Annotated in this window: 12 protein-coding genes; 9 read left to right on the top strand and 3 right to left on the bottom strand. The window is 51.3% G+C overall.

All coding sequences use genetic code 11. The annotated features are described in order from the left end of the window. Positions 1-62 precede the first annotated feature (62 nt). From DXD78_RS03310 to DXD78_RS03300, 3 genes are all read left to right on the top strand, one after another. Positions 63-1,265 carry a BamA/TamA family outer membrane protein gene (locus DXD78_RS03310; RefSeq protein WP_005828308.1) on the top strand — a complete coding sequence of 401 codons (1,203 nt, stop codon included), beginning with the start codon at positions 63-65 and terminating at the stop codon, positions 1,263-1,265. Positions 1,266-1,512: 247 nt separating this feature from the next. Further along, on the top strand, positions 1,513-2,703 hold the full coding sequence (locus tag DXD78_RS03305) for a glycosyltransferase family 2 protein (protein WP_009036947.1): 1,191 nt from the start codon (positions 1,513-1,515) through the stop codon (positions 2,701-2,703). A gap of 16 nt (positions 2,704-2,719) precedes the next feature. Then, positions 2,720-5,410 (top strand): ATP-binding protein, encoded by a 2,691-nt coding sequence (locus tag DXD78_RS03300; RefSeq protein WP_034528742.1) that lies wholly within the window; start codon positions 2,720-2,722, stop codon positions 5,408-5,410. A 23-nt stretch (positions 5,411-5,433) separates the two neighbouring features. Here DXD78_RS03300 and DXD78_RS03295 read toward each other — a convergent pair whose 3' ends face one another. After that, complete coding sequence (locus DXD78_RS03295) at positions 5,434-7,209, bottom strand: biotin/lipoyl-binding protein (protein WP_025835515.1); 1,776 nt, start codon at positions 7,207-7,209, stop codon at positions 5,434-5,436. A 144-nt stretch (positions 7,210-7,353) separates the two neighbouring features. Beyond that, positions 7,354-7,857, bottom strand: coding sequence for an RNA polymerase sigma factor (locus DXD78_RS03290; protein WP_005828302.1), 504 nt, complete (start codon positions 7,855-7,857; stop codon positions 7,354-7,356). 272 nt (positions 7,858-8,129) lie between these two features. On the opposite strand from DXD78_RS03290, the gene DXD78_RS03285 reads away from it, so the two are divergent. Then, complete coding sequence (locus DXD78_RS03285) at positions 8,130-11,033, top strand: pitrilysin family protein (protein ID WP_009036945.1); 2,904 nt, start codon at positions 8,130-8,132, stop codon at positions 11,031-11,033. Between the two features lie 191 nt (positions 11,034-11,224). Here DXD78_RS03285 and DXD78_RS03280 read toward each other — a convergent pair whose 3' ends face one another. After that, entirely contained in the window at positions 11,225-11,851 is a 627-nt protein-coding gene (locus DXD78_RS03280; RefSeq protein WP_034528739.1) for a trimeric intracellular cation channel family protein, read from the bottom strand. Between the two features lie 189 nt (positions 11,852-12,040). Here DXD78_RS03280 and DXD78_RS03275 point away from each other — a divergent pair, with 189 nt between their 5' ends. The 5 genes from DXD78_RS03275 (at position 12,041) to DXD78_RS03255 (ending at position 19,446) form a co-directional block, all read left to right on the top strand. Then, entirely contained in the window at positions 12,041-13,135 is a 1,095-nt protein-coding gene (locus DXD78_RS03275; protein WP_009036943.1) for a UDP-N-acetyl glucosamine 2-epimerase, read from the top strand. Between the two features lie 299 nt (positions 13,136-13,434). Next, positions 13,435-16,020: a DUF5686 and carboxypeptidase-like regulatory domain-containing protein gene (locus DXD78_RS03270; RefSeq protein ID WP_008663243.1), complete on the top strand. Its 2,586-nt coding sequence runs from the start codon at positions 13,435-13,437 to the stop codon at positions 16,018-16,020. A 12-nt stretch (positions 16,021-16,032) separates the two neighbouring features. Beyond that, the gene (locus tag DXD78_RS03265; protein WP_009036942.1) at positions 16,033-17,304 is read left to right on the top strand and encodes a replication-associated recombination protein A; all 1,272 of its coding nucleotides are present in this window, start codon (positions 16,033-16,035) and stop codon (positions 17,302-17,304) included. 90 nt (positions 17,305-17,394) lie between these two features. Then, a complete protein-coding gene (locus tag DXD78_RS03260; RefSeq protein WP_005836435.1) occupies positions 17,395-18,351 on the top strand; it encodes a D-2-hydroxyacid dehydrogenase in 957 nt (318 codons plus the stop codon). A 9-nt stretch (positions 18,352-18,360) separates the two neighbouring features. Continuing rightward, entirely contained in the window at positions 18,361-19,446 is a 1,086-nt protein-coding gene (locus tag DXD78_RS03255) for an endonuclease/exonuclease/phosphatase family protein (protein WP_009036941.1), read from the top strand. The last annotated feature ends 12 nt before the right edge of the window (positions 19,447-19,458 follow it).

Raw genomic sequence — 19,458 nt, 5'->3', positions numbered from 1 at the left:
TCTATTACAGTGAAAACTATTCGGGATAAAATAGTTTCCTTTGCACCCACATTTCGTACGACATGAAAAGATATATACTAAGCATTATCGCACTGGTGCTGTTCGCCACCACCTTTTATGCCCAGGAACAGACTGCGGCCGCCACAAACGACAGCGTTCCTGCACTGACCAAAAAAGAACTACGCAAGCAAAAGGTAGCGCGTCGGAATCTGCATTACAATATTCTGGGCGGACCCAGCTACACCCCCGACTTCGGTGCCGTGCTGGGAGGAAGCGCCCTAATGACCTTCCGTATGAACCCCAGCGACACCACGCAGCTGCGCTCCGTAGTGCCCATGGCCATCGCCTTCATGTTCAACGGTGGCATCAATCTCTTCTCCAAACCGCAACTCTTCTTTAAGGGCGACCGTTTCCGTATCTTCGGAAAGTTCAGCTATAAAAATACGGAAGAAAACTTTTACGGCATCGGCTATAATACCAATAAAGATTATGTACGAAGCGACAGTACCAGCAAATACCGGTACAGCGGCGTGCAAATCAACCCCTGGTTCCTTTTCCGACTGGGCAACAGCAATATCTTTGCCGGACCTCAAATCGACATCAATTACGACCACTTGACGGAGCCCGGCAAGTTCTTGGTGGACGAACCCTCGTACAAAGAGGCAGGCGGTACGGCTAATGGCTATAACAACTTCAACTCCGGCCTCGGTTTCCTGCTGACATACGACAGCCGTGACGTCCCTGCCAACGCCTACCGTGGTATGTATCTGGATTTCCGCGGCATGATGTACGCCAAGTTCATCGGCAGCGACCAGACCTTCTACCGCCTAGAGATAGACTACCGCCAATACAAGTCACTGGGCAAGCGCAGGGTGCTCGCGTGGACGGCACAGACCAAGAACGTGTTCGGTGACGTCCCTCTGACGCAATATGCCCTCACCGGAACGCCTTTCGACCTGCGCGGCTACTACATGGGGCAATATCGCGACAAGTCCTCGCATGTGGTCATGGCAGAGTACAGACAGATGCTCAATACCGACCGCAGCACTTGGGTGAAGCGGATGCTCAACCACATAGGTTTTGTAGCCTGGACCGGCTGCGGCTTCATGGGCCCCACTCCCGGCAAGATAGAGGGTGTACTGCCCAACTATGGTGTAGGTCTACGCATTGAGGTACAGCCACGCATGAACGTCCGCCTGGATTTAGGCAAAAACACGGTAAACAACCAGATGTTGTTTTACTTCAATATGACAGAAGCGTTTTGAGTAACGCCCTGCCTACCTGCCCATCCCTTTCCTATGGAGAATGATGTTTGAAAGCCTTTAATCGCCTCTCACTCACAAGGTTATTCAAGCTCACCTCTATAGGAAGCTCACTTCCTTATAACATCGGAACACCTTGAGAAACAAACATTTTATTTTTCTTTTATTTTTCTTGCATCGGTAAAAGATTATCCATACTTTTGGCAATCACATTTCTTTTTATCAAAAAAGAAAGCAAACGAGCGGATACATGAAAGCCCTTGAAGTACTCTTCTGGATAAGTTTATTCATAGTGTTCTATACCTATATAGGTTATGGTATACTATTATATATCCTGGTCAAGATAAAAGAATGTTTCCGCAAGCCTACGCCCCGTCCGATGCCTGCCGACGATGCTTTGCCCCCATTGACGCTGTTTATCGCCGCCTACAACGAAGAAGATGTAGTGGACGAAAAGATGCGCAACTGCCTGGAGCTGGACTATCCCACCGACAAGCTACACATCCTCTGGGTGACCGACGGCAGCAACGACCATACCAACGAACGCCTCTCTCACTGGCCGCAAGCCACCGTCCTCCACCAACCCCAACGCCAAGGCAAGACAGCCGCCCTGAACCGCGGTATACATTTCGTAGAAACGCCCCTTGTCGTGTTCACCGATGCCAATACTCACCTCAACCGCGAAGCCCTGCGGGAGATAGTGCACGCCTTCACCGACCCTAAAGTGGGATGCGTGGCAGGCGAAAAACGTATCGCCGTGCAAAGCAAGGACAATGCTGCCTCGGGGGGAGAAGGACTATACTGGAAATACGAATCCACCCTCAAAGCGCTCGACGCACGCCTCTATTCGGCAGTAGGCGCAGCGGGTGAGTTGTTTGCCATGCGCCGCGAGCTGTTCGAGGAAATGCGGACAGACACGCTGCTCGACGACTTCATACTCTCCCTGCGCATCGTCATGCAGGGACACGCCATTGCCTATTGCGCCAATGCCTATGCCGTAGAAAGCGGCTCGGCAGACATGCGCGAGGAAGAAAAGCGCAAGGTGCGCATCGCTGCCGGCGGCTTGCAGTCCATCTGGCGGCTGCGTCCGCTGCTCAACCCGTTCCGTTACGGCACATTCTGTTTCCAATATATTTCCCACCGGGTGCTGCGCTGGTCGCTCACTCCTATCCTATTGTTTCTACTGCTTCCCCTCAACACAATTCTCATCTTTACGACAAGCACGCCATTACTGTATGCCGTCATCTGGCTGTTACAAACTCTTTTCTACCTCATGGGAAGTTGGGGGCATTACCTTTCAACGAAGCATATAAAAAACAAAATACTTTTCATCCCCTACTATTTCCTCTTCATGAACGTCAACGTCATACGAGGATTCAACTACCTGTGCAAACGCAAAGGCAATGCAAGCGGCGCATGGGAGAAGGCCAGAAGGGCATGAAACTAATACTATAAGAATGAAAAACATTTTGAAACAAGCTGAAAACGCCGAGAGACTGTTGAAGCTGACGTCAGATACCATGCTCCTTCTGAACCGGGACGGCATTTGCATGGACATCGCAGTGCACAATGTAAACCTTTGGTTCATGAAGGAAGAAAAGCTGCTGGGCAAGAATCTGTTCCAACTGATACCGCCGTCCACTTACTACCAAGTATATCCGGAGTTCAAGAAGGTACTGACGCAAAAGGTACGTTCAGTCCATAATTACGAAATGACACTGGGTCACACTACCTATTACTTTAAATGCATCATGTACCCGTACGACGGCATGGTCCTCTGCCAGTACCGCGACATCACAGAACGCAGCCAGCGCAAACTGGAACTCGAAAAGAAAAACCACGAGCTCAACGAAATACAAAAGGCCGCCCTCATCGGAAACTGGCAATACGATACCCAGACCCGCATATTCTGTTATGCAGGTCATACGGGTATCATGTGTTCGGAAGAGGTGCAGCACATCAATATGGACAATTATCTGGAACTTATCCTTCCTGAAGACCGGAAAAGCTTTACCGGCTGGATGAAAGAGAATCTGAAAGGCAAGATGGAAAACAGCGTGGACTACCGCATCTTCCTCAAAGGAAACATTTTCTATATCCGCCTCAAAGCGTTTGCCCGCGAACGGCAGAAAGACGGGAATGTCACTATAGAAGGATACATACAGAACATTACCGACATACAGAAACGGCGCAACGACATCAATCTGCTGACACATGCCATCAACAACTCCACCGAGGACATTTATTCGGCACACGAAGACGGCACGCTGATATTCTGCAACCGTTGCTTCAAGGAACGGCATGGCATCGGTAATGGCCAAGACCTCACCCGGATGAAGATATACGACCTGCCCTCATACGGCAGGGATGAAACATCCTGGAAAGAGTTTGCCAACCGTGTCAAACGTGGAGAGACGAACCACGGATACATCGTCTACCATCCGCTGCCCAAGCGTCCGGAAGTACTCGCCATTGAAGGAAACGCTTATTGGGTGACAAGCGACAAAGGGGAAGGAACCATCTGGACATTCGGAAGAGACGTATCGACACGCATCCGGCATGAGCAGCAAATCAAACAGTTCAACCAGATTTTGGACAAAATCATCGAAAACCTCCCGGCAGGCATTGTTGTGAAGGACATCAACAACAACTTCAAGTACCTCTACCGCAACCGCGAATCGTATAACCGCGAAATCCCCATACAAGAGGCATTGGGAAAGGACGACTTCGATTTTTATCCTCTGGAGACTGCTCAGGAAAAGAGGGCGCAAGACATCGAAATAGCCAGAACCGGCAAAAAGATGCACTGGATTGCGGAAGAACGCGACGGAAACGGAAATCCCATCTATCTGGACAAACGGAAGATGAAGATTGAAAGCAACGACTTCTCCCCCATCCTGCTGAACATCGAATGGGACATCACGGAAATGGAACAGATGAAACGGGAACTGCTCGTAGCCAAGGAGAAAGCCGAGACCTCCGACCGGCTCAAATCTGCCTTTCTCGCCAACATGAGCCACGAGATACGCACACCGCTCAATGCCATTGTAGGCTTCTCACGAATTATTGCCGAAAGTACCGACGAGGAAGAACGGCTAGGCTATTACGAAATAGTGGAATCGAACAACGAACGCCTGCTCCAGCTCATTAACGAAATCCTCGACTTATCAAAAATAGAATCGGGCATCGTGGAGTTCACCATCACGCCCGTACGCCTCCATCCACTCTGCAAGGAGATACATGACGCACATATTTTCCGCTGTCCCGAAGGAGTGGAACTGATATACGAACCCTCTGACGAGAATATCGTGATTGACGGAGACAAGAACCGGATTTTCCAGGTCATTTCCAATCTGATAGGCAATGCCTTCAAGTTCACCACCACCGGGCACATCAGTTACGGGTATCGCCGGGAAGGCAAGTATGTAGCATTCCACGTCACCGATACGGGTATGGGCATTGCACCGGACAAGGTGGACCGGGTATTCGAACGTTTCGTCAAGGTGAACAACTTTGCCCAGGGCACCGGATTGGGACTTTCTATCTGCAAAACCATCATCGAACGTCTGGGTGGCAACATATCCGTCACTTCAGAGGTGGGTAAAGGCACCACATTTACTTTTGTTCTCCCGCTGGAATCCACCAGCAAAACAGAGGCGGAAAAGAAAGAAGAGGACAACCAGGAAACGACAGCAGAGACACACTCCACAGAGCAGAGGGGCAAAAATGCAGCCCCCGGAGATTCCCCGAAGAATGAAGAGGTCGGAGCACTCCCTACCCCTCCTTCCAAGACCATCCTGATTGCCGAAGATACAGAAAGCAACTTCATCCTAATTAACGCCATTTTAGGCCGACTCTATCGGCTGAAACATGCCAAAGACGGCATGGAAGCCGTAACGATGTTCGAGGAAGTCCACCCCGACCTCATCTTGATGGACATGAAAATGCCCAACCTTGGCGGAATCGACGCCACTCGCATCATCCGTGAACTGGTACCGGACGTCCCCATCATCGCCCTTACAGCCTATGCCTACGAGCACGACAAGCAAGCTGCCCTGGAAGCAGGTTGCAACGACTTCCTTACCAAACCCTTCACTCAAGAAGTGCTGAAGGAAACCATCAAGAAATGGCTGGATGATAAAGGATGACTGAAAAACAGTCATCCTCCACTTTATGCAAAAATATCACTTCGCTGGATATAAGCAATCACATCCCCTTTATTGACCACATCCCCTTGCTTGGCACAGACTTCCACCACACGTCCGGTAAATCCGGTCCATATCTTCTCGTATTCGCCCCACGGCGTAGAGATGTAGCAGAACACCTCATCATGCTGGTACTTGCGTCCGATGAAAGGAGCAGAAGAAGGACCTTCGACGGAAACCTCCCAAAGCACTTGCCCCTTGGAAGGCGCGATTATCGGGTCTGCCTTGGCACGCTTCAGCTTCTTGATTTCTTCTTCCGAGTATCCGTTTTTGGCCATCGCCGCATCCTTGGCACGCTGCAGGTCATCCTCAAAACGTTTCTTGGCAACGCCGGATTTATAGTCGCGATACTGTCGGTCGTGCATGGCAAGCTCGAAGAGTTCCTCGTCATCATCGCCATATTCCCAACCGTTTTCGTCCATCTCTTTCCGGTATGTATCCAGAGCATCCGGGTAGTTCAGCTGTGGGTCCGTATCCACGAACTCAAAGCCTTTGGACTTGGCCAGTTCCACTATCTCGGGCGCTAAAGTACCGGGGAGGCGTCCGCTCTTGCCCAGAATCATGTCCCACGTATGGTTGTCTATCATCGTCCAACGCTCCTCTCCCTTTACCTGCTGCATGAGGTTCATCAAAGCCACATTCTTCACATACTGGCTGAAAGGAGTCACCAAAGGAGGATAACCCAGCTTGGGCCATACATATTCCACTTCGTCGAACAGCATGACGAGCAGGTCGTCCAGACTGAGTTCCGGCTCGTTCTTACCGCGCAGTATCATGTTGATGCCGGAATGCACTCCCTTCAAGTCGGCCATCATGGAGCCCATCATGCCACCCGGCAAACCGCACTTCAGCAAGAGTGAGGACATATGTTTATTGGTGGGGTCCATGAAATAACCCAAGAACTCGTCAATGAACTCCTGCGTCATGGCACGGGCTTTCATGTAGGCTTTCATGTTTATGTCGGGCACTTGGAAACCCAGGTCTTTCAGCATGGCCTGCACGGAGATGATGTCCGGATGAACCTTGCCCCACGACATGGGTTCCATCGCCACATCGATGATGTCGGCACCGTTCTCACAGACTTCGAGAATGGAAGCCATGGAAAGTCCGGGACCGCTATGCCCGTGGTATTGTATCAGCACATCGGGGTGCTTCTCCTTAATGGTTCTGACAAGCTGTCCCAGCATACCCGGACGTCCGATGCCCGCCATATCCTTCAAGCAGATTTCAGGTGCCCCGGCTTCAATCAACCGGTCGGCAATACTGGCATAGTATTCCACCGTATGGACGGGAGAATACGTGATGCAGAGCGTAGCCTGCGGTATCATGCCCGCTTCCAGAGCATATTTGATAGAAGGAATTATATTCCGCGTCTCGTTCAATCCGCAGAAGATACGGGTAATGTCCACACCCTGGGCATGCTTCACCTTGTACATCAGCCGGCGCACATCTGCCGGAACGGGATACATGCGCAGTGCATTTAGCCCGCGGTCGAGCATATGCGTCTGTATGCCTGCTTCCCTAAAAGGTGCGGTAAAGGCGCGTACAGCCTTGTTGGGATTTTCACCATACAGAAGGTTTACCTGCTCAAAAGCTCCTCCGTTTGTTTCAACGCGTGCAAAACAACCCATTTCAACTATCAACGGAGCAATACGTACCAACTGGTCTACCCGGGGTTGATACTTACCGGACGACTGCCACATGTCCCGGTAAACAAGACTGAATTTAATTTCCTTTTTCATCATAGTCAATAATAAGAGATTTTCCTTCGGTTAACTTAACATATACAAATATAAAGGATTATTCTGACATATAGTCAAGAATAACCCTTAAAAATTCATCATAAGCAATATGTTATATATCATATTGCTACTATCAAATTATTATCAGATGAAATCTTTCAATTCATCCTGCAACTTCTGGCGCGTAAAGAAGATGCGGCTTTTCACCGTTCCGAGCGGAAGGCCGAGGCGTTCGGCAATCTCGCGGTACTTGAAACCGGACACATGCATGGAGAAAGGGACTTTATAGTCGCGTGGAAGGGCATTGACGATGCGATGCATTTCTTTCAGGTCGTAGGCACCCTCGGTACTGGCAAAACCAGAGTCCTGGGGCATGCTGAGGTGATACTGATTGTCCGTCTGGTCCACAAAAGTCTGTTCGCGAACTATTTTCCGGTAATTATTGATAAAGATGTTGCGCATAATGGTATACATCCAACCTCTGAAATTGGTGTCGGGTTCAAATTTGTCTTCGTTATCCAAAGCCTTGAGAGATGTCTCTTGCAACAAATCATTCGCTTCTTCCCGGTCGGCTGTCAACTTGTATGCAAAGCGAAGCAGTTCTTCTTGCACTGCAAGCAAATCTTTTCTAAAACTGTAAGTATTCATACTTTGCTCAATTTTTAAATAGTTAATAATGGTTTAGGTTTTACGATTGCAAGTATAAGGAAAATTTGAAGCCCCGGGGGACGGAATACGGTTTTTATTAGGGGTGAAAACTATCATTTGACAGTTTACACCCCCCTCTCTGATAGTTTACGGGTGATATTATATGCTGAAAACCATCATTTTTCCGAAGATTTCGTAAATGTTACGTGATTTTTTTATAGCTTTGCCTACATATAGGAAAACACTTTTATTACATAAAAACACTTTATTTTATGAAATCATTTCAATTTAAGTCACTTCTTCTGCTGACTACCCTTATCATTTCCCTGCCCTCCTTTGGACAAGGACTGAAGGCGTTCAAGCTGAAGAACGGTCTTTCCGTATATATATGGGAAGATGAATCCAAATCGGACGTGTTCGGACTGGTAGGCGTACGTGCCGGTTCCATCAACGACCCCGAAGAGTACACGGGACTTGCACACTACCTGGAGCACGTCATGTTTAAAGGAACAGACAAGATAGGCGCGCTGAACTGGACGGAAGAAGAACCGATCTACAAGGAAATCATCGCCAAGTACGACCAGATGGCCGAAGAAGCCGACCCGGTAAAAAAAGAAGCCATCAGCAAGGAAATCAATGAGCTGACCGTCAAGGCCGGAAAGCTGGGGCTTCCCAATGAATACTCCAACCTGATGGAAAGCATGGGCGCCAAAGGGGTAAATGCAGGAACCTACTATGACTGGACCTTCTATCACAGCTCCTTCCCTGCCTATCAGATAAACAAATGGCTGGAGATTTCCTCACAACGTTTCCTGCATCCCGTATTCCGTTCCTTCCAGTCGGAGCTGGAAAACGTGTACGAAGAATATAACCGTTCACAAGATGACCAGGGACGTGCACAGAACCAGTTCGTGATGGAGAAAGCTTTTGAGGGACATCCTTACTCCCGTTCCATCATCGGCCTGCCCGAACATCTGAAGAATCCCCGCCTGAGCAAGCTGATTGAATTCTACGAACAATGGTATGTACCCGAAAACATGGTACTGGTACTCGTAGGAAACATCAAAGCCCAACAAATCAGCGGACGCATCAATGCTGCCTTCGGACGTCTGGCTGCTAAGCCCGCACCCGAGCGCAAGGTCTACCAGAACCTCGAAATAAAGGGCCGCAAACAGTATTCGGCTAAAGTGGGATTCTACCCGCAAGTGGCAATGGTATTCAATGGAGTACCTGCCGGACATCCCGACGAAGACGCTCTGAACATCGCCCTGGCACTGCTGAACAACAACAGTCAGACCGGAACTATGGACAAGCTGGTACTGGACGGTGAACTGACCAGCGCCGGAGCCTACACCCGTACTTTCCGCGAACAAGGACGCGCCATCGTAGCGGCCATTCCCCTCTACGACGAAAACCAGCGCCGTTTCGAGTCTACCAAGAGCGCCGAAAAGAAAGCTTTGAAAGCCATCCAGCAAATCGCCAACGGAGAATTCGAGGATTGGAAAATTGATGCCATCAAAGCCGAGAAATGCCGCCAGTTCGACCTGGAAATGGAGTCGAACGAGGACAAGGCCATGATACTGATGAACGCCTTCTACAACGAGCAGGATTTAGGCGACATACTCAACTACAAGGACAAGATTATGGCCATCACTACTGACGACATCAAGCGGGTAGCCAAGAAATACCTGTCGGACAACTACCTGGCCCTATATATCGAAAAAGGGAAACCTGACAAAAACGCCAAGATTGAGAAGCCGGGGTACAAACCCGTAGAACCTCCGGTAGGCAAGGAATCGCTTTATGCAACGCAATTCAAGAACCTGCCCATCGGACAGATGGAAGAGAAATTCGCAGACTACGGCGAAGTGCAAATCAAGCAGCTGAACGACCGTTCCAAGATGTACTACACGCCCAACAAGGAGAACAACGTATTCCAGTTGGTTGTACAATACGGAGCCGGTGAACGCGAATTCCCAAAACTTGGCTATGCCGCCCAGTTGATGAACAACGCAGGCATCATGGGGGCCTACGAACCGCAAGAGTTGAAAGAAGAACTCAGCAAGCTGAACGCAACCTGCCACGTGACAGCCGATGATGACAACCTCTACATCATCATGGAGGGCTACGAAGCCACCCTGCCGCAAGCCTGCCAGCTACTTTCACGCCAGATTCTGATGCCGAAATTGGACGAAAAGCAACTGGCACGTCTGAAAGGTTCGGCAATGGGTATGCGCCAGCAGCGTAAAGACAACGTCAGCATCCTGAACGAAGCGCTGCGCCAGTACATGCTCTACGGAGAGAAATCAGACTACATCAAGGAGCTGACCGACAAGGAGATTTACGAATTGCAGATTTCAGAACTGACGGGCGACATCAACCGTGCCTCCAACTACGAGGCAAAGGTATTCTTTACCGGAACACTCCCCTTCGACCAAGTATACGACATCCTGAGCAAGAACCTCCCGTTGGTAGCCAACGAACGCCCGTCCAACTCCCCGCAGGCAAAGGAGATGATGCCGGTAACCGAAAACACCGTCTACTTCCTGCCTAACAACGATGCAGAACAAGCCCAAATCCACCTCTACATCCCGATGCAGAAGGCTGACAAGAAGGACGACGTGCTGCGTAGCGCATTCAACCAGTACTTCGGTCTCGACTTCACCGGCATCGTTCTGAACGAAATACGCGAAAAACGCTCCATGGCCTATACAGCCTACGCATTCGTCGGCACGCAAGGCATAGCCGGAAAAGCAAGCTACCTGCGCGGCTACATCGGTACCCAGAACGACAAGGCAAACGATGCATTGGACGTACTGATGAGTCTCGTCAATGACATGCCGAAGAATCCGGAACGTATCGGCAACATCAAGAGCTACCTCCGCCAAGCCATGCTGACCAGCCACCCCAGCTTCCGCAACAAAGCTATGGAACTGGTAGACTTGGGCTACAGAGGCTACACGGACGACCCAGCCAAAGAAAACCTGCCGAAAGTAGATGCACTGACCTTTGACGACATCGTGAAGTTCTACGAAGAGAACATCAAAGGCAAACCTTACTGCATCTCCATCATGGGCAACCCGAAGGACATCGACCTGAAGCGGCTGGAGAAATTCGGCAAGGTAGTGAAACTGAACGAACGCAAGCTCTTCAACACGAAGGATGCATTGTTCTAACCTAGTCTTATCTCTTTAGCAATCCTATCCTCGCTCCCTTTAATAAGGGGAACGAGACATATGAAAAATTCCCCGACATTTCGGTTTGAAAATGCCGGGGAATCTTATTTTAAAACATCTGGGAAGTGCTTCTCCGGAATGTCCGAGTTTCACCGGAAAATCCCTGAGGTTTTCAGACTGCAAACAACGGACTACATTTCCTGCTCCTCTTCATTACCCGAAAGGATAGGAAGGCAAATCCTATACTTTACTGCCAGTATACGGGTAACGAACACCGTCACACCACCCACAATCTGGCACACGAAAGACTCCATCCCCAAAAGGTGGCACATCCAGTAGAAGGTTCCTCCCACCACACAAGCCATCGCATAAATCTCCTTCCGGAATATCAGCGGAATTTCGTTGATGAATACGTCACGTATCACACCTCCCGCAGCCCCGGTAATGCTGCCCATGATGATGGCCACCCAGAAGGGATAGCCCAGCGCGATGCTCTTGCCCACACCAACGACCGTGAACAGTGCCAGGCCGATACTGTCGAATATGAAGAATGTATTGTGCAGATGGATGAGATGCTTACCGAAGAGGATGACCCACAACAAGGCCAGTCCGGTACAAATCAAATAAATAGGGTCCGTCATCCAACCCGGGGTGACGTCCAGCAGCAGGTCGCGTATCGTACCGCCTCCGATGGCCGTCACAAAACCCACCACATACGCTCCAAACCAGTCGAACCGCTTGGCCGAGGCCAGACGTATGCCACTAATGGCAAAGGCAAATGTGCCAATGAAATCGAGTATCTGAACAAATGTTGGCATTATCACTTTGAGAATTAAAAATTAAAAATTAAACAAGTGCTTCGAGTATCCAAAATTAAATCCGAGTATCCAAAACCGAAAAAGATAATACATATTTCAACAGACACTCTGAAAATAATAGGCAAAGTAACAAATAATTTCCCTAAGAAAGCGTATTTTTGTATCGACATTTTTTTACCAATTACGACAATGAAAATAACAATCGTATCGGGCGCACGCCCCAACTTCATGAAAATAGCCCCCATCTGCCGCGCCATCGACGCCGCCAGAGAGGCAGGAAAGAACATCTCCTACCGCATCGTCTACACCGGTCCGCAGGATGACACCAGCCTGGATGCCTCGCTCTTCTCCGACCTCTCTATGAGGAAACCGGATGCCTGCCTCGGCGTCACCGGACATGACCACTCGCAGGTGGCAGCCTCCATCATGCTTGCCTTCGAGCGCGAGTTGGACGGGCACCCAGCACAAGTCGTACTGGTGGTAGATGACATGACCGCCACCATGAGTTGCTCCATCGTCGCCAAGAAGCGCGGGCTGAAGGTGGCGCACGTCATAGCAGGCACGCGCTCCTTCGACATGAACATGCCTCGCGAAGTGAACCGAACCATCGTGGACGCCATCTCCGACTATCTCTTCACTGCCGGCATGGTGGCCAACCGCAATCTCAACCAAGAGGGTATGATACCCGACTATATCCACTACGTGGGCAACATACTGATTGACACCATCCGCTTCAACCGCCACCGCCTGGTGCAGCCCATGTGGTTCTCCAGCCTCGGCCTGCGGAAAGGAAACTACTTGCTACTCACCCTCAACCGCCGTGACCTACTGGAGAAGAAGGCAGTGCTACACTCCCTGCTCCAGACCGTCATCGAAAAGGCCGACGGCATGCCTATCGTCGCCCCTCTGCACCCCTATGTACAAAAGGCAGTGAAGTCACTGGGACTGGATGCCCCTAACCTGCACATCCTGCCTCCACAGAGCTACCTGCACTTCGGATTCCTCATCAACCAGGCACGGGGCATCGTCACCGACTCGGGAAACATCGCCGAAGAAGCTACCTTCCTCGACGTCCCCTGCATCACCCTCAATACCTATGCCGAGCATCCCGAAACCTGGCGCATCGGTACCAACGAGCTGGTAGGCGAAAATTCCTTCGCTCTCTCCGCCTCGCTCGACAAGCTGCTGCACGGAGAATGGAAGCACACCACCCTGCCCGACCGCTGGGACGGACGAACGGCGGAACGCATCGTACAGACACTACTGAACGGCAACAATTCATAATCCTCCATAAATTCTATCCCAAGCTTGCAAACGTCTATCCCAAACCTACGGACGCTTATCCCAAGCTTGGGTCTTTCTATCCCAAGGCTTGGGATAGAACTTTCTCCATACGTTGTGCAACTTTATCCTTTATATCCGGCAACTTTTCTATAAGGATTCTGTACGTTTTTTATCTGTATCCGGCAAACAAGACATACGACTTTCACGTTCATTTAACCATATCTCCCGTTTCTTTAGTCTATATTTGCTTCTTGATTAACCTTAATTTGTTAACTTTGCGCCCGAATTATCTGTAACTTATGAAGCAAAGATATACAATTTACGCCCTTTTCCTGCTGTCACTGTTCGTCTCCATCAGCGCATCCGCCCAGATAAAGGGTGTCATCACAGACTCCCTCACGAACGAACCGCTGATGTACATCACCGTACAGTATGAAGGGAAAGGTGTAGGCGGCATCTCCAACGCAAACGGTGAATACCAGGTGGAAACCCGCAAAGGCTGGGATGAGCTGACGTTCTCCGCCGTAGGCTACATCACCAAGAAAGTAAAACTGAAACCCGGCACCCGGGTGCTGAACGTCAAACTGCAATCGGATGACATCATGCTCTCTGAAGTCGTGGTGAAGCCCAAAAAGGAGAAATATTCTCGCAAGAACAACCCCGCCGTGGAGTTCATGAAGAAGGTCATCGAGAATAAGAAGGCACTGAAACTGGAAGAGAACGACTACTACCAGTACCAGAAGTACGAAAAGATGAAGATGTCGCTCAACGACGTCACCCCTGACAAAATGGAGAAAGGCATCTACAAGAAATTCTCCTTCTTCAAAGACCAGGTGGAGGTATCGCCCAAGACCAACAAGATGATTCTACCCATCTCCATCAAGGAGACGGCCAGCAAGACCATTTTCCGTAAAAGCCCCAAGAGCGAAAAGACCATCATCGAAGGTATGAACTCCACCGGTATCGAAGAGTTCTTCAACACCGGAGACATGCTGGGGACCATCCTTACGGACGTATTTTCCGACATCAACATCTACGACGACGACATCCGCCTGCTGCAACGCCGCTTCGTCAGCCCCATCGGCCGCGGAGCCATCAGCTTCTACAAATACTACTTGATGGACACGCTCATGGTGGATAGGCAGGAGTGCGTGCACCTCACCTTCGTTCCCCAGAACCCACAGGACTTTGGTTTCACGGGGCACCTCTACGTGGTGAAGGACTCCACCTATGCCGTGAAGAAATGTACCATGAACCTGCCCAAGAAGACGGGTGTCAACTTCGTGGAAAACCTCGACATCGTGCAGCAGTTCGAACAACTGCCCGACGGAAACTGGGTGCTGACCGATGACGACATGACCGTGGAACTGCACTTTGTGAAAGGCATCCAAGGCCTGGAAGTACAGCGGACCACCAAGTACAGCGACTATCAGTTCACAGAGATAGAACCCCGCCTCTTCCGCCTGAAAGGAAATGTCATCAAGGAGGCGAACATGCTTGCCAAGAGCGACGAGTATTGGGCGAAAGTGCGCCAAGTGCCTCTCACCAAGAAGGAGAGCACGATGGACGTATTCATGAACCGTATCGAACAGATTCCCGGCTTCAAGTACGTCATCTTCGGAGCGAAAGCCTTGATTGAGAACTTCGTGGAAACGGGCAGCAAGAAACATCCCAGTAAGTTCGACTTCGGTCCTATCAACACAATGATAACCAGCAACTACGTCAACGGCACCCGTTTCCGTCTGAGCGGTATGACAACCGGTAACCTCGACCCGCATTGGAGCCTGAGCGGTTACGGCGCCTACGGAACCAAGGACAAGAAATGGTTCTACTCCGGGCAGGTGGCCTACTCCTTCAACAAACGCGAATACGTATTGTGGGAGTTCCCGAAGCACTACATCGCCTTCAAGTACACCTACGACGTGATGTCTCCCATGGACAAGTACCTCGCCACGGACAAGGACAACTTGTTTGTCGGCTGGAAATGGACTACGGTAGACCAGATGTCCTACATGCGCGACGCCACGCTGACCTACGAGCTGGAGACCAATACCGGCTTCTCCGTACAGGCCATGGCACGCCACCGCAACGACCAGCCTGCGGGGCAACTGCAATACTGGAAGAACAACGGAGAAACACCCGGACAGTGGGATGAAAAGAATACGCTGGTGCACGACATCACCACTACCGAGCTGGGTGTGACCCTGCGTTACGCTCCCGGTGAAACCTTCGTCAACACCAAACAGCGCCGCGTGCCCGTATCGTTGGATGCGCCCACCTTCACCCTCTCCCACACCGCCGGATTCAAGGGCGTGCTGGGTGGAGAGTACAACTTCAACTTGACGGAAGCCAGCATCCGGAAGCGCTTCTGGCTCGGCTCGTGGGGCAAGCTGGACGTAACGGCACGTGCCGGTGCGCAATGGAACACCGTTCCCTTCCCGCTGCTGAACCTACCGATGGCAAACCTCTCGTACATCACGCAGAACAACGAGTCCTTCAACCTCATCAACAACATGGAGTTCCTGAACGACCGTTACGCCTCCCTCAACCTAAGCTACGACATGAACGGAAAACTCTTCAACCGCATCCCGCTCATCAAGAAGCTGAAGTGGCGCGAGATGTTCCGCATCCGTGGTCTGTGGGGCACGCTGACGGACAAGAACAACCCATACAAGAGCAACAATCCCGACTTGTTCCTCTTCCCCATGCGCGACGGTGTACCCACCAGCCACGTCATGGGCAAGACTCCCTATGTGGAAGCCAGTGTAGGTATCTACAATATCTTCAAGCTGCTCCACATAGAATATGTACGCCGACTGACCTATACGGATATACCGGGAGTGAAGAAGGGCGGTATACGCTTCATGATATTAATGATTTTTTAAGAGTTACATACTATGCAACCATTAGCAGAACGGCTTAGACCAAGAACATTAGATGAATATATCGGTCAGAAACATTTAGTGGGACCGGGTGCAGTGCTACGTAAGATGATTGATGCAGGACGTATCTCTTCGTTTATCCTATGGGGTCCTCCGGGAGTGGGAAAGACAACCTTGGCGCAGATTATCGCCAACAAGCTGGAAACTCCTTTCTATACGCTCAGTGCCGTGACCAGCGGCGTGAAGGACGTGCGCGACGTGATAGAGCGCGCCAAGAGCAACCGTTTCTTCTCGCAAGCCAGTCCCATCCTCTTCATTGACGAGATACACCGCTTCAGCAAATCGCAGCAAGACTCACTGCTGGGAGCCGTGGAGCAAGGCACCGTGACGCTGATAGGCGCCACCACGGAGAACCCTTCGTTCGAGGTCATCCGCCCGCTGCTGTCCCGCTGCCAGCTCTATACCTTGAAGTCACTGGAGAAGGACGACCTGCTGGAACTGCTGCAACGCGCCATCACCACAGACACCGTGCTGAAGGAACGGAAGATAGAACTGAAAGAGACCACTGCCATGCTCCGCTTCAGCGGAGGAGACGCCCGCAAGCTACTCAACATCCTCGAGCTGGTGGTAGACTCCGAAGCCGCAGACCCTGTCCTCATCACCGACGACATGGTGACCGAACGCCTGCAACAGAACCCTCTTGCCTACGATAAGGACGGCGAGATGCACTACGACATCATCTCCGCCTTCATCAAATCCATTCGCGGCAGCGACCCGGATGGCGCCATCTACTGGCTGGCACGCATGGTAGAAGGCGGTGAGGACCCTGCCTTCATAGCCCGCCGCCTCGTCATCTCCGCCTCCGAAGACATCGGACTGGCCAACCCCAACGCGCTGCTGCTTGCCAACGCCTGCTTCGACACGCTGATGAAAGTGGGATGGCCCGAAGGACGTATCCCCCTGGCAGAAGCCACCATATACCTCGCCACCAGTCCTAAGAGCAATTCAGCCTATATGGCCATCAACAATGCCCTGGAACTGGTACGCGAAACGGGCAACCTCCCCGTCCCCCTGCACCTACGCAATGCGCCCACCAAGCTGATGAAGCAGTTGGGCTACGGCGAGAAGTATAAGTACGCCCACGACTACCCCGGCAACTTCGTCAAGCAGCAATTCCTGCCCGACGAACTGAAAGACCGCCGCATCTGGGAACCACAACTCAACCCTGCCGAGCAAAAGCATAAGGAACGGATGCAGCAACTCTGGGGAGAGGAAAAGAAATGGTAAACTATCAATTCAAATTAAAAATTAAAAATTAGAGATTAAAAGTCGGATACAGAAAATCCCCACAACAAATAACTCATAACTCATAACTCCATGAATATAGTAGTATTAGACGGCTATGCCGCCAACCCCGGCGACCTCTGCTGGGACGAATTGCAAGCCTTGGGCGAGTGCACCATCTACGACCGCACCGCCCCTGCGGAAGTATTGGAACGCGCTGCTGGTGCAGAAATCCTGCTGACCAACAAAACTGTACTCACCGCTGAACACATGGCGGCACTGCCCGAACTGAAGTATATCGGTGTGCTGGCCACCGGATATAACATCGTAGACACCACTGCCGCCAAAGAACGCGGAATCATCGTCACCAATATTCCCGCCTACAGCACCGACTCCGTAGCCCAAATGGTCTTTGCCCACATCCTAAACATCACCCAGCAAGTGCAACACCACTCCGAAGAGGTGCACCGGGGCCGCTGGACAGCAAGCAAGGACTTCTGTTTCTGGGACACGCCGCTCATCGAACTGCGCGAAAAGAAGCTCGGAATCGTAGGCCTGGGCCACACCGGTTTCACCACCGCCCGCATCGCCATCGGCTTCGGTATGAAGGTATGTGCCTACACCTCCAAGACCAACTTCCAGCTTCCTCCCGAAATCCGCAAGATGGAGCTGGACGAGCTGTTCCGCGAATGTGACATCATCAGCCTGCACTGTCCCCTCACCGACTCCACCCGCGAGATGGTAAATGCAGAACGGCTCCGACTGATGAAGCCCACCGCCATCCTCATCAATACCGGACGCGGCCCGCTCATCAACGAACAAGACCTTGCCGACGCACTTAACAACGGTACCATCTATGCCGCCGGCGTAGACGTACTCTCGCAAGAACCTCCCCGTGCCGACAATCCGTTGCTCTCCGCCCGCAACTGCTACATCACTCCGCACATTGCCTGGGCAAGCACCGCCGCGCGCGAACGCCTCATGCAGATTATGCTCGAGAACATCAAGGCCTACCAAGACGGCAAGCCGGTGAACGTAGTGAATAAATAAGCAAACAACATGGGAAAGTCCGCCGTAAAAGGTCTGTTCTACATCTGTCTGATAGCAGCGACATTCGTCTTGGCCACCATCACCATAGTGGCAGCCTTCTCAGGAAATGTAGCTCCGGTCGATTCCGTCATCATGCCATTACTGGGGCTGGCAGTGCCCGTACTCCTGATTGTCAATCTGATAACGGCACTCTGCTGGGCATTGGCCCGTAAGCGCTGGGCACTGGTTCCGCTGGTGGCATTCTTCTGCAACTGGGGATATCTGACGTCTGTCTTCCAGCTCCACCTGCCGAAAGACAAAACCCCGGCAGGCAAGTATCTGAAGATAGCCACCTACAACATACACAACTTCGGAGGTGAGATTACCGGTTATTCCTGCAAGGAGATAGCCCGGTACATGCAGCAGGAAGGCGTGGATGTGCTGTGCTTCCAGGAGTTCGGAGACAACAGCGACTTCCCCACAGACAGCATACGGCGCGTACTCTCGCATTGGTCACACGCGCTCATCCCTTCTGAAGACTCCGTCAAGGGCGTACTGCCTATCGCCGTATTCAGCCGCTATCCATTGGCGAACCACCGTTTCATCACTTACCAGCAAAGCTCCAACTGTAGCATGATGTGCGATGTAGCGATGGGTACGGATACCATACGTCTGATAAACAACCACCTGCAGACCACCAGCGTCAGCCAGAAGCGCAGGAAGTGGGAACGCGAGCTGGCCACCGACGACACCCGCCGCGAAGTCCAGGCAGCCAAAGATGCCGCAGGCACCCTGCACGAAAACTTCATGAAGCGGGCCACGCAGACTTACGTCATCAGCCACTACGCCAAGACCAGCCCCTATCCCGTGCTGCTATGCGGCGACTTCAACTCAATACCTTCCTCCTACACCTACCATCATTTGAGGAAAACCCTCAAAGACGGATTCCGCACTGCCGGAAACGGATACATGTACACCTACCGCTATGCCAAACGCATGTTGCGTATTGACTACATCTTCCACTCCCCCAGCCTGAAGGGTATTGCATACTACTCTCCAGACCTGGATTTGTGCAGCGACCACAATCCAGTGATTATGGAGGTTGAAATACAATAAAGTAAAGAAAGC

Origin of the sequence: Bacteroides sp. D20 (assembly GCF_003436255.1) — a bacterium.
Classification (GTDB): Bacteria; Bacteroidota; Bacteroidia; order Bacteroidales; family Bacteroidaceae; genus Bacteroides; species Bacteroides uniformis.
The sequence above is the reverse complement of the archived record's forward strand: the minus strand, read 5'-3'. Positions and strand labels throughout refer to the sequence as shown.

Coding starts and splice junctions, on each gene's coding strand:
- DXD78_RS03310 (WP_005828308.1), top strand. CDS start 63: ATGAAAAGATATATACTAAGCATTATCGCACTGGTGCTGTTCGCCACC.
- DXD78_RS03305 (WP_009036947.1), top strand. CDS start 1,513: ATGAAAGCCCTTGAAGTACTCTTCTGGATAAGTTTATTCATAGTGTTC.
- DXD78_RS03300 (WP_034528742.1), top strand. CDS start 2,720: ATGAAAAACATTTTGAAACAAGCTGAAAACGCCGAGAGACTGTTGAAG.
- DXD78_RS03295 (WP_025835515.1), bottom strand. CDS start 7,209: ATGAAAAAGGAAATTAAATTCAGTCTTGTTTACCGGGACATGTGGCAG.
- DXD78_RS03290 (WP_005828302.1), bottom strand. CDS start 7,857: ATGAATACTTACAGTTTTAGAAAAGATTTGCTTGCAGTGCAAGAAGAA.
- DXD78_RS03285 (WP_009036945.1), top strand. CDS start 8,130: ATGAAATCATTTCAATTTAAGTCACTTCTTCTGCTGACTACCCTTATC.
- DXD78_RS03280 (WP_034528739.1), bottom strand. CDS start 11,851: ATGCCAACATTTGTTCAGATACTCGATTTCATTGGCACATTTGCCTTT.
- DXD78_RS03275 (WP_009036943.1), top strand. CDS start 12,041: ATGAAAATAACAATCGTATCGGGCGCACGCCCCAACTTCATGAAAATA.
- DXD78_RS03270 (WP_008663243.1), top strand. CDS start 13,435: ATGAAGCAAAGATATACAATTTACGCCCTTTTCCTGCTGTCACTGTTC.
- DXD78_RS03265 (WP_009036942.1), top strand. CDS start 16,033: ATGCAACCATTAGCAGAACGGCTTAGACCAAGAACATTAGATGAATAT.
- DXD78_RS03260 (WP_005836435.1), top strand. CDS start 17,395: ATGAATATAGTAGTATTAGACGGCTATGCCGCCAACCCCGGCGACCTC.
- DXD78_RS03255 (WP_009036941.1), top strand. CDS start 18,361: ATGGGAAAGTCCGCCGTAAAAGGTCTGTTCTACATCTGTCTGATAGCA.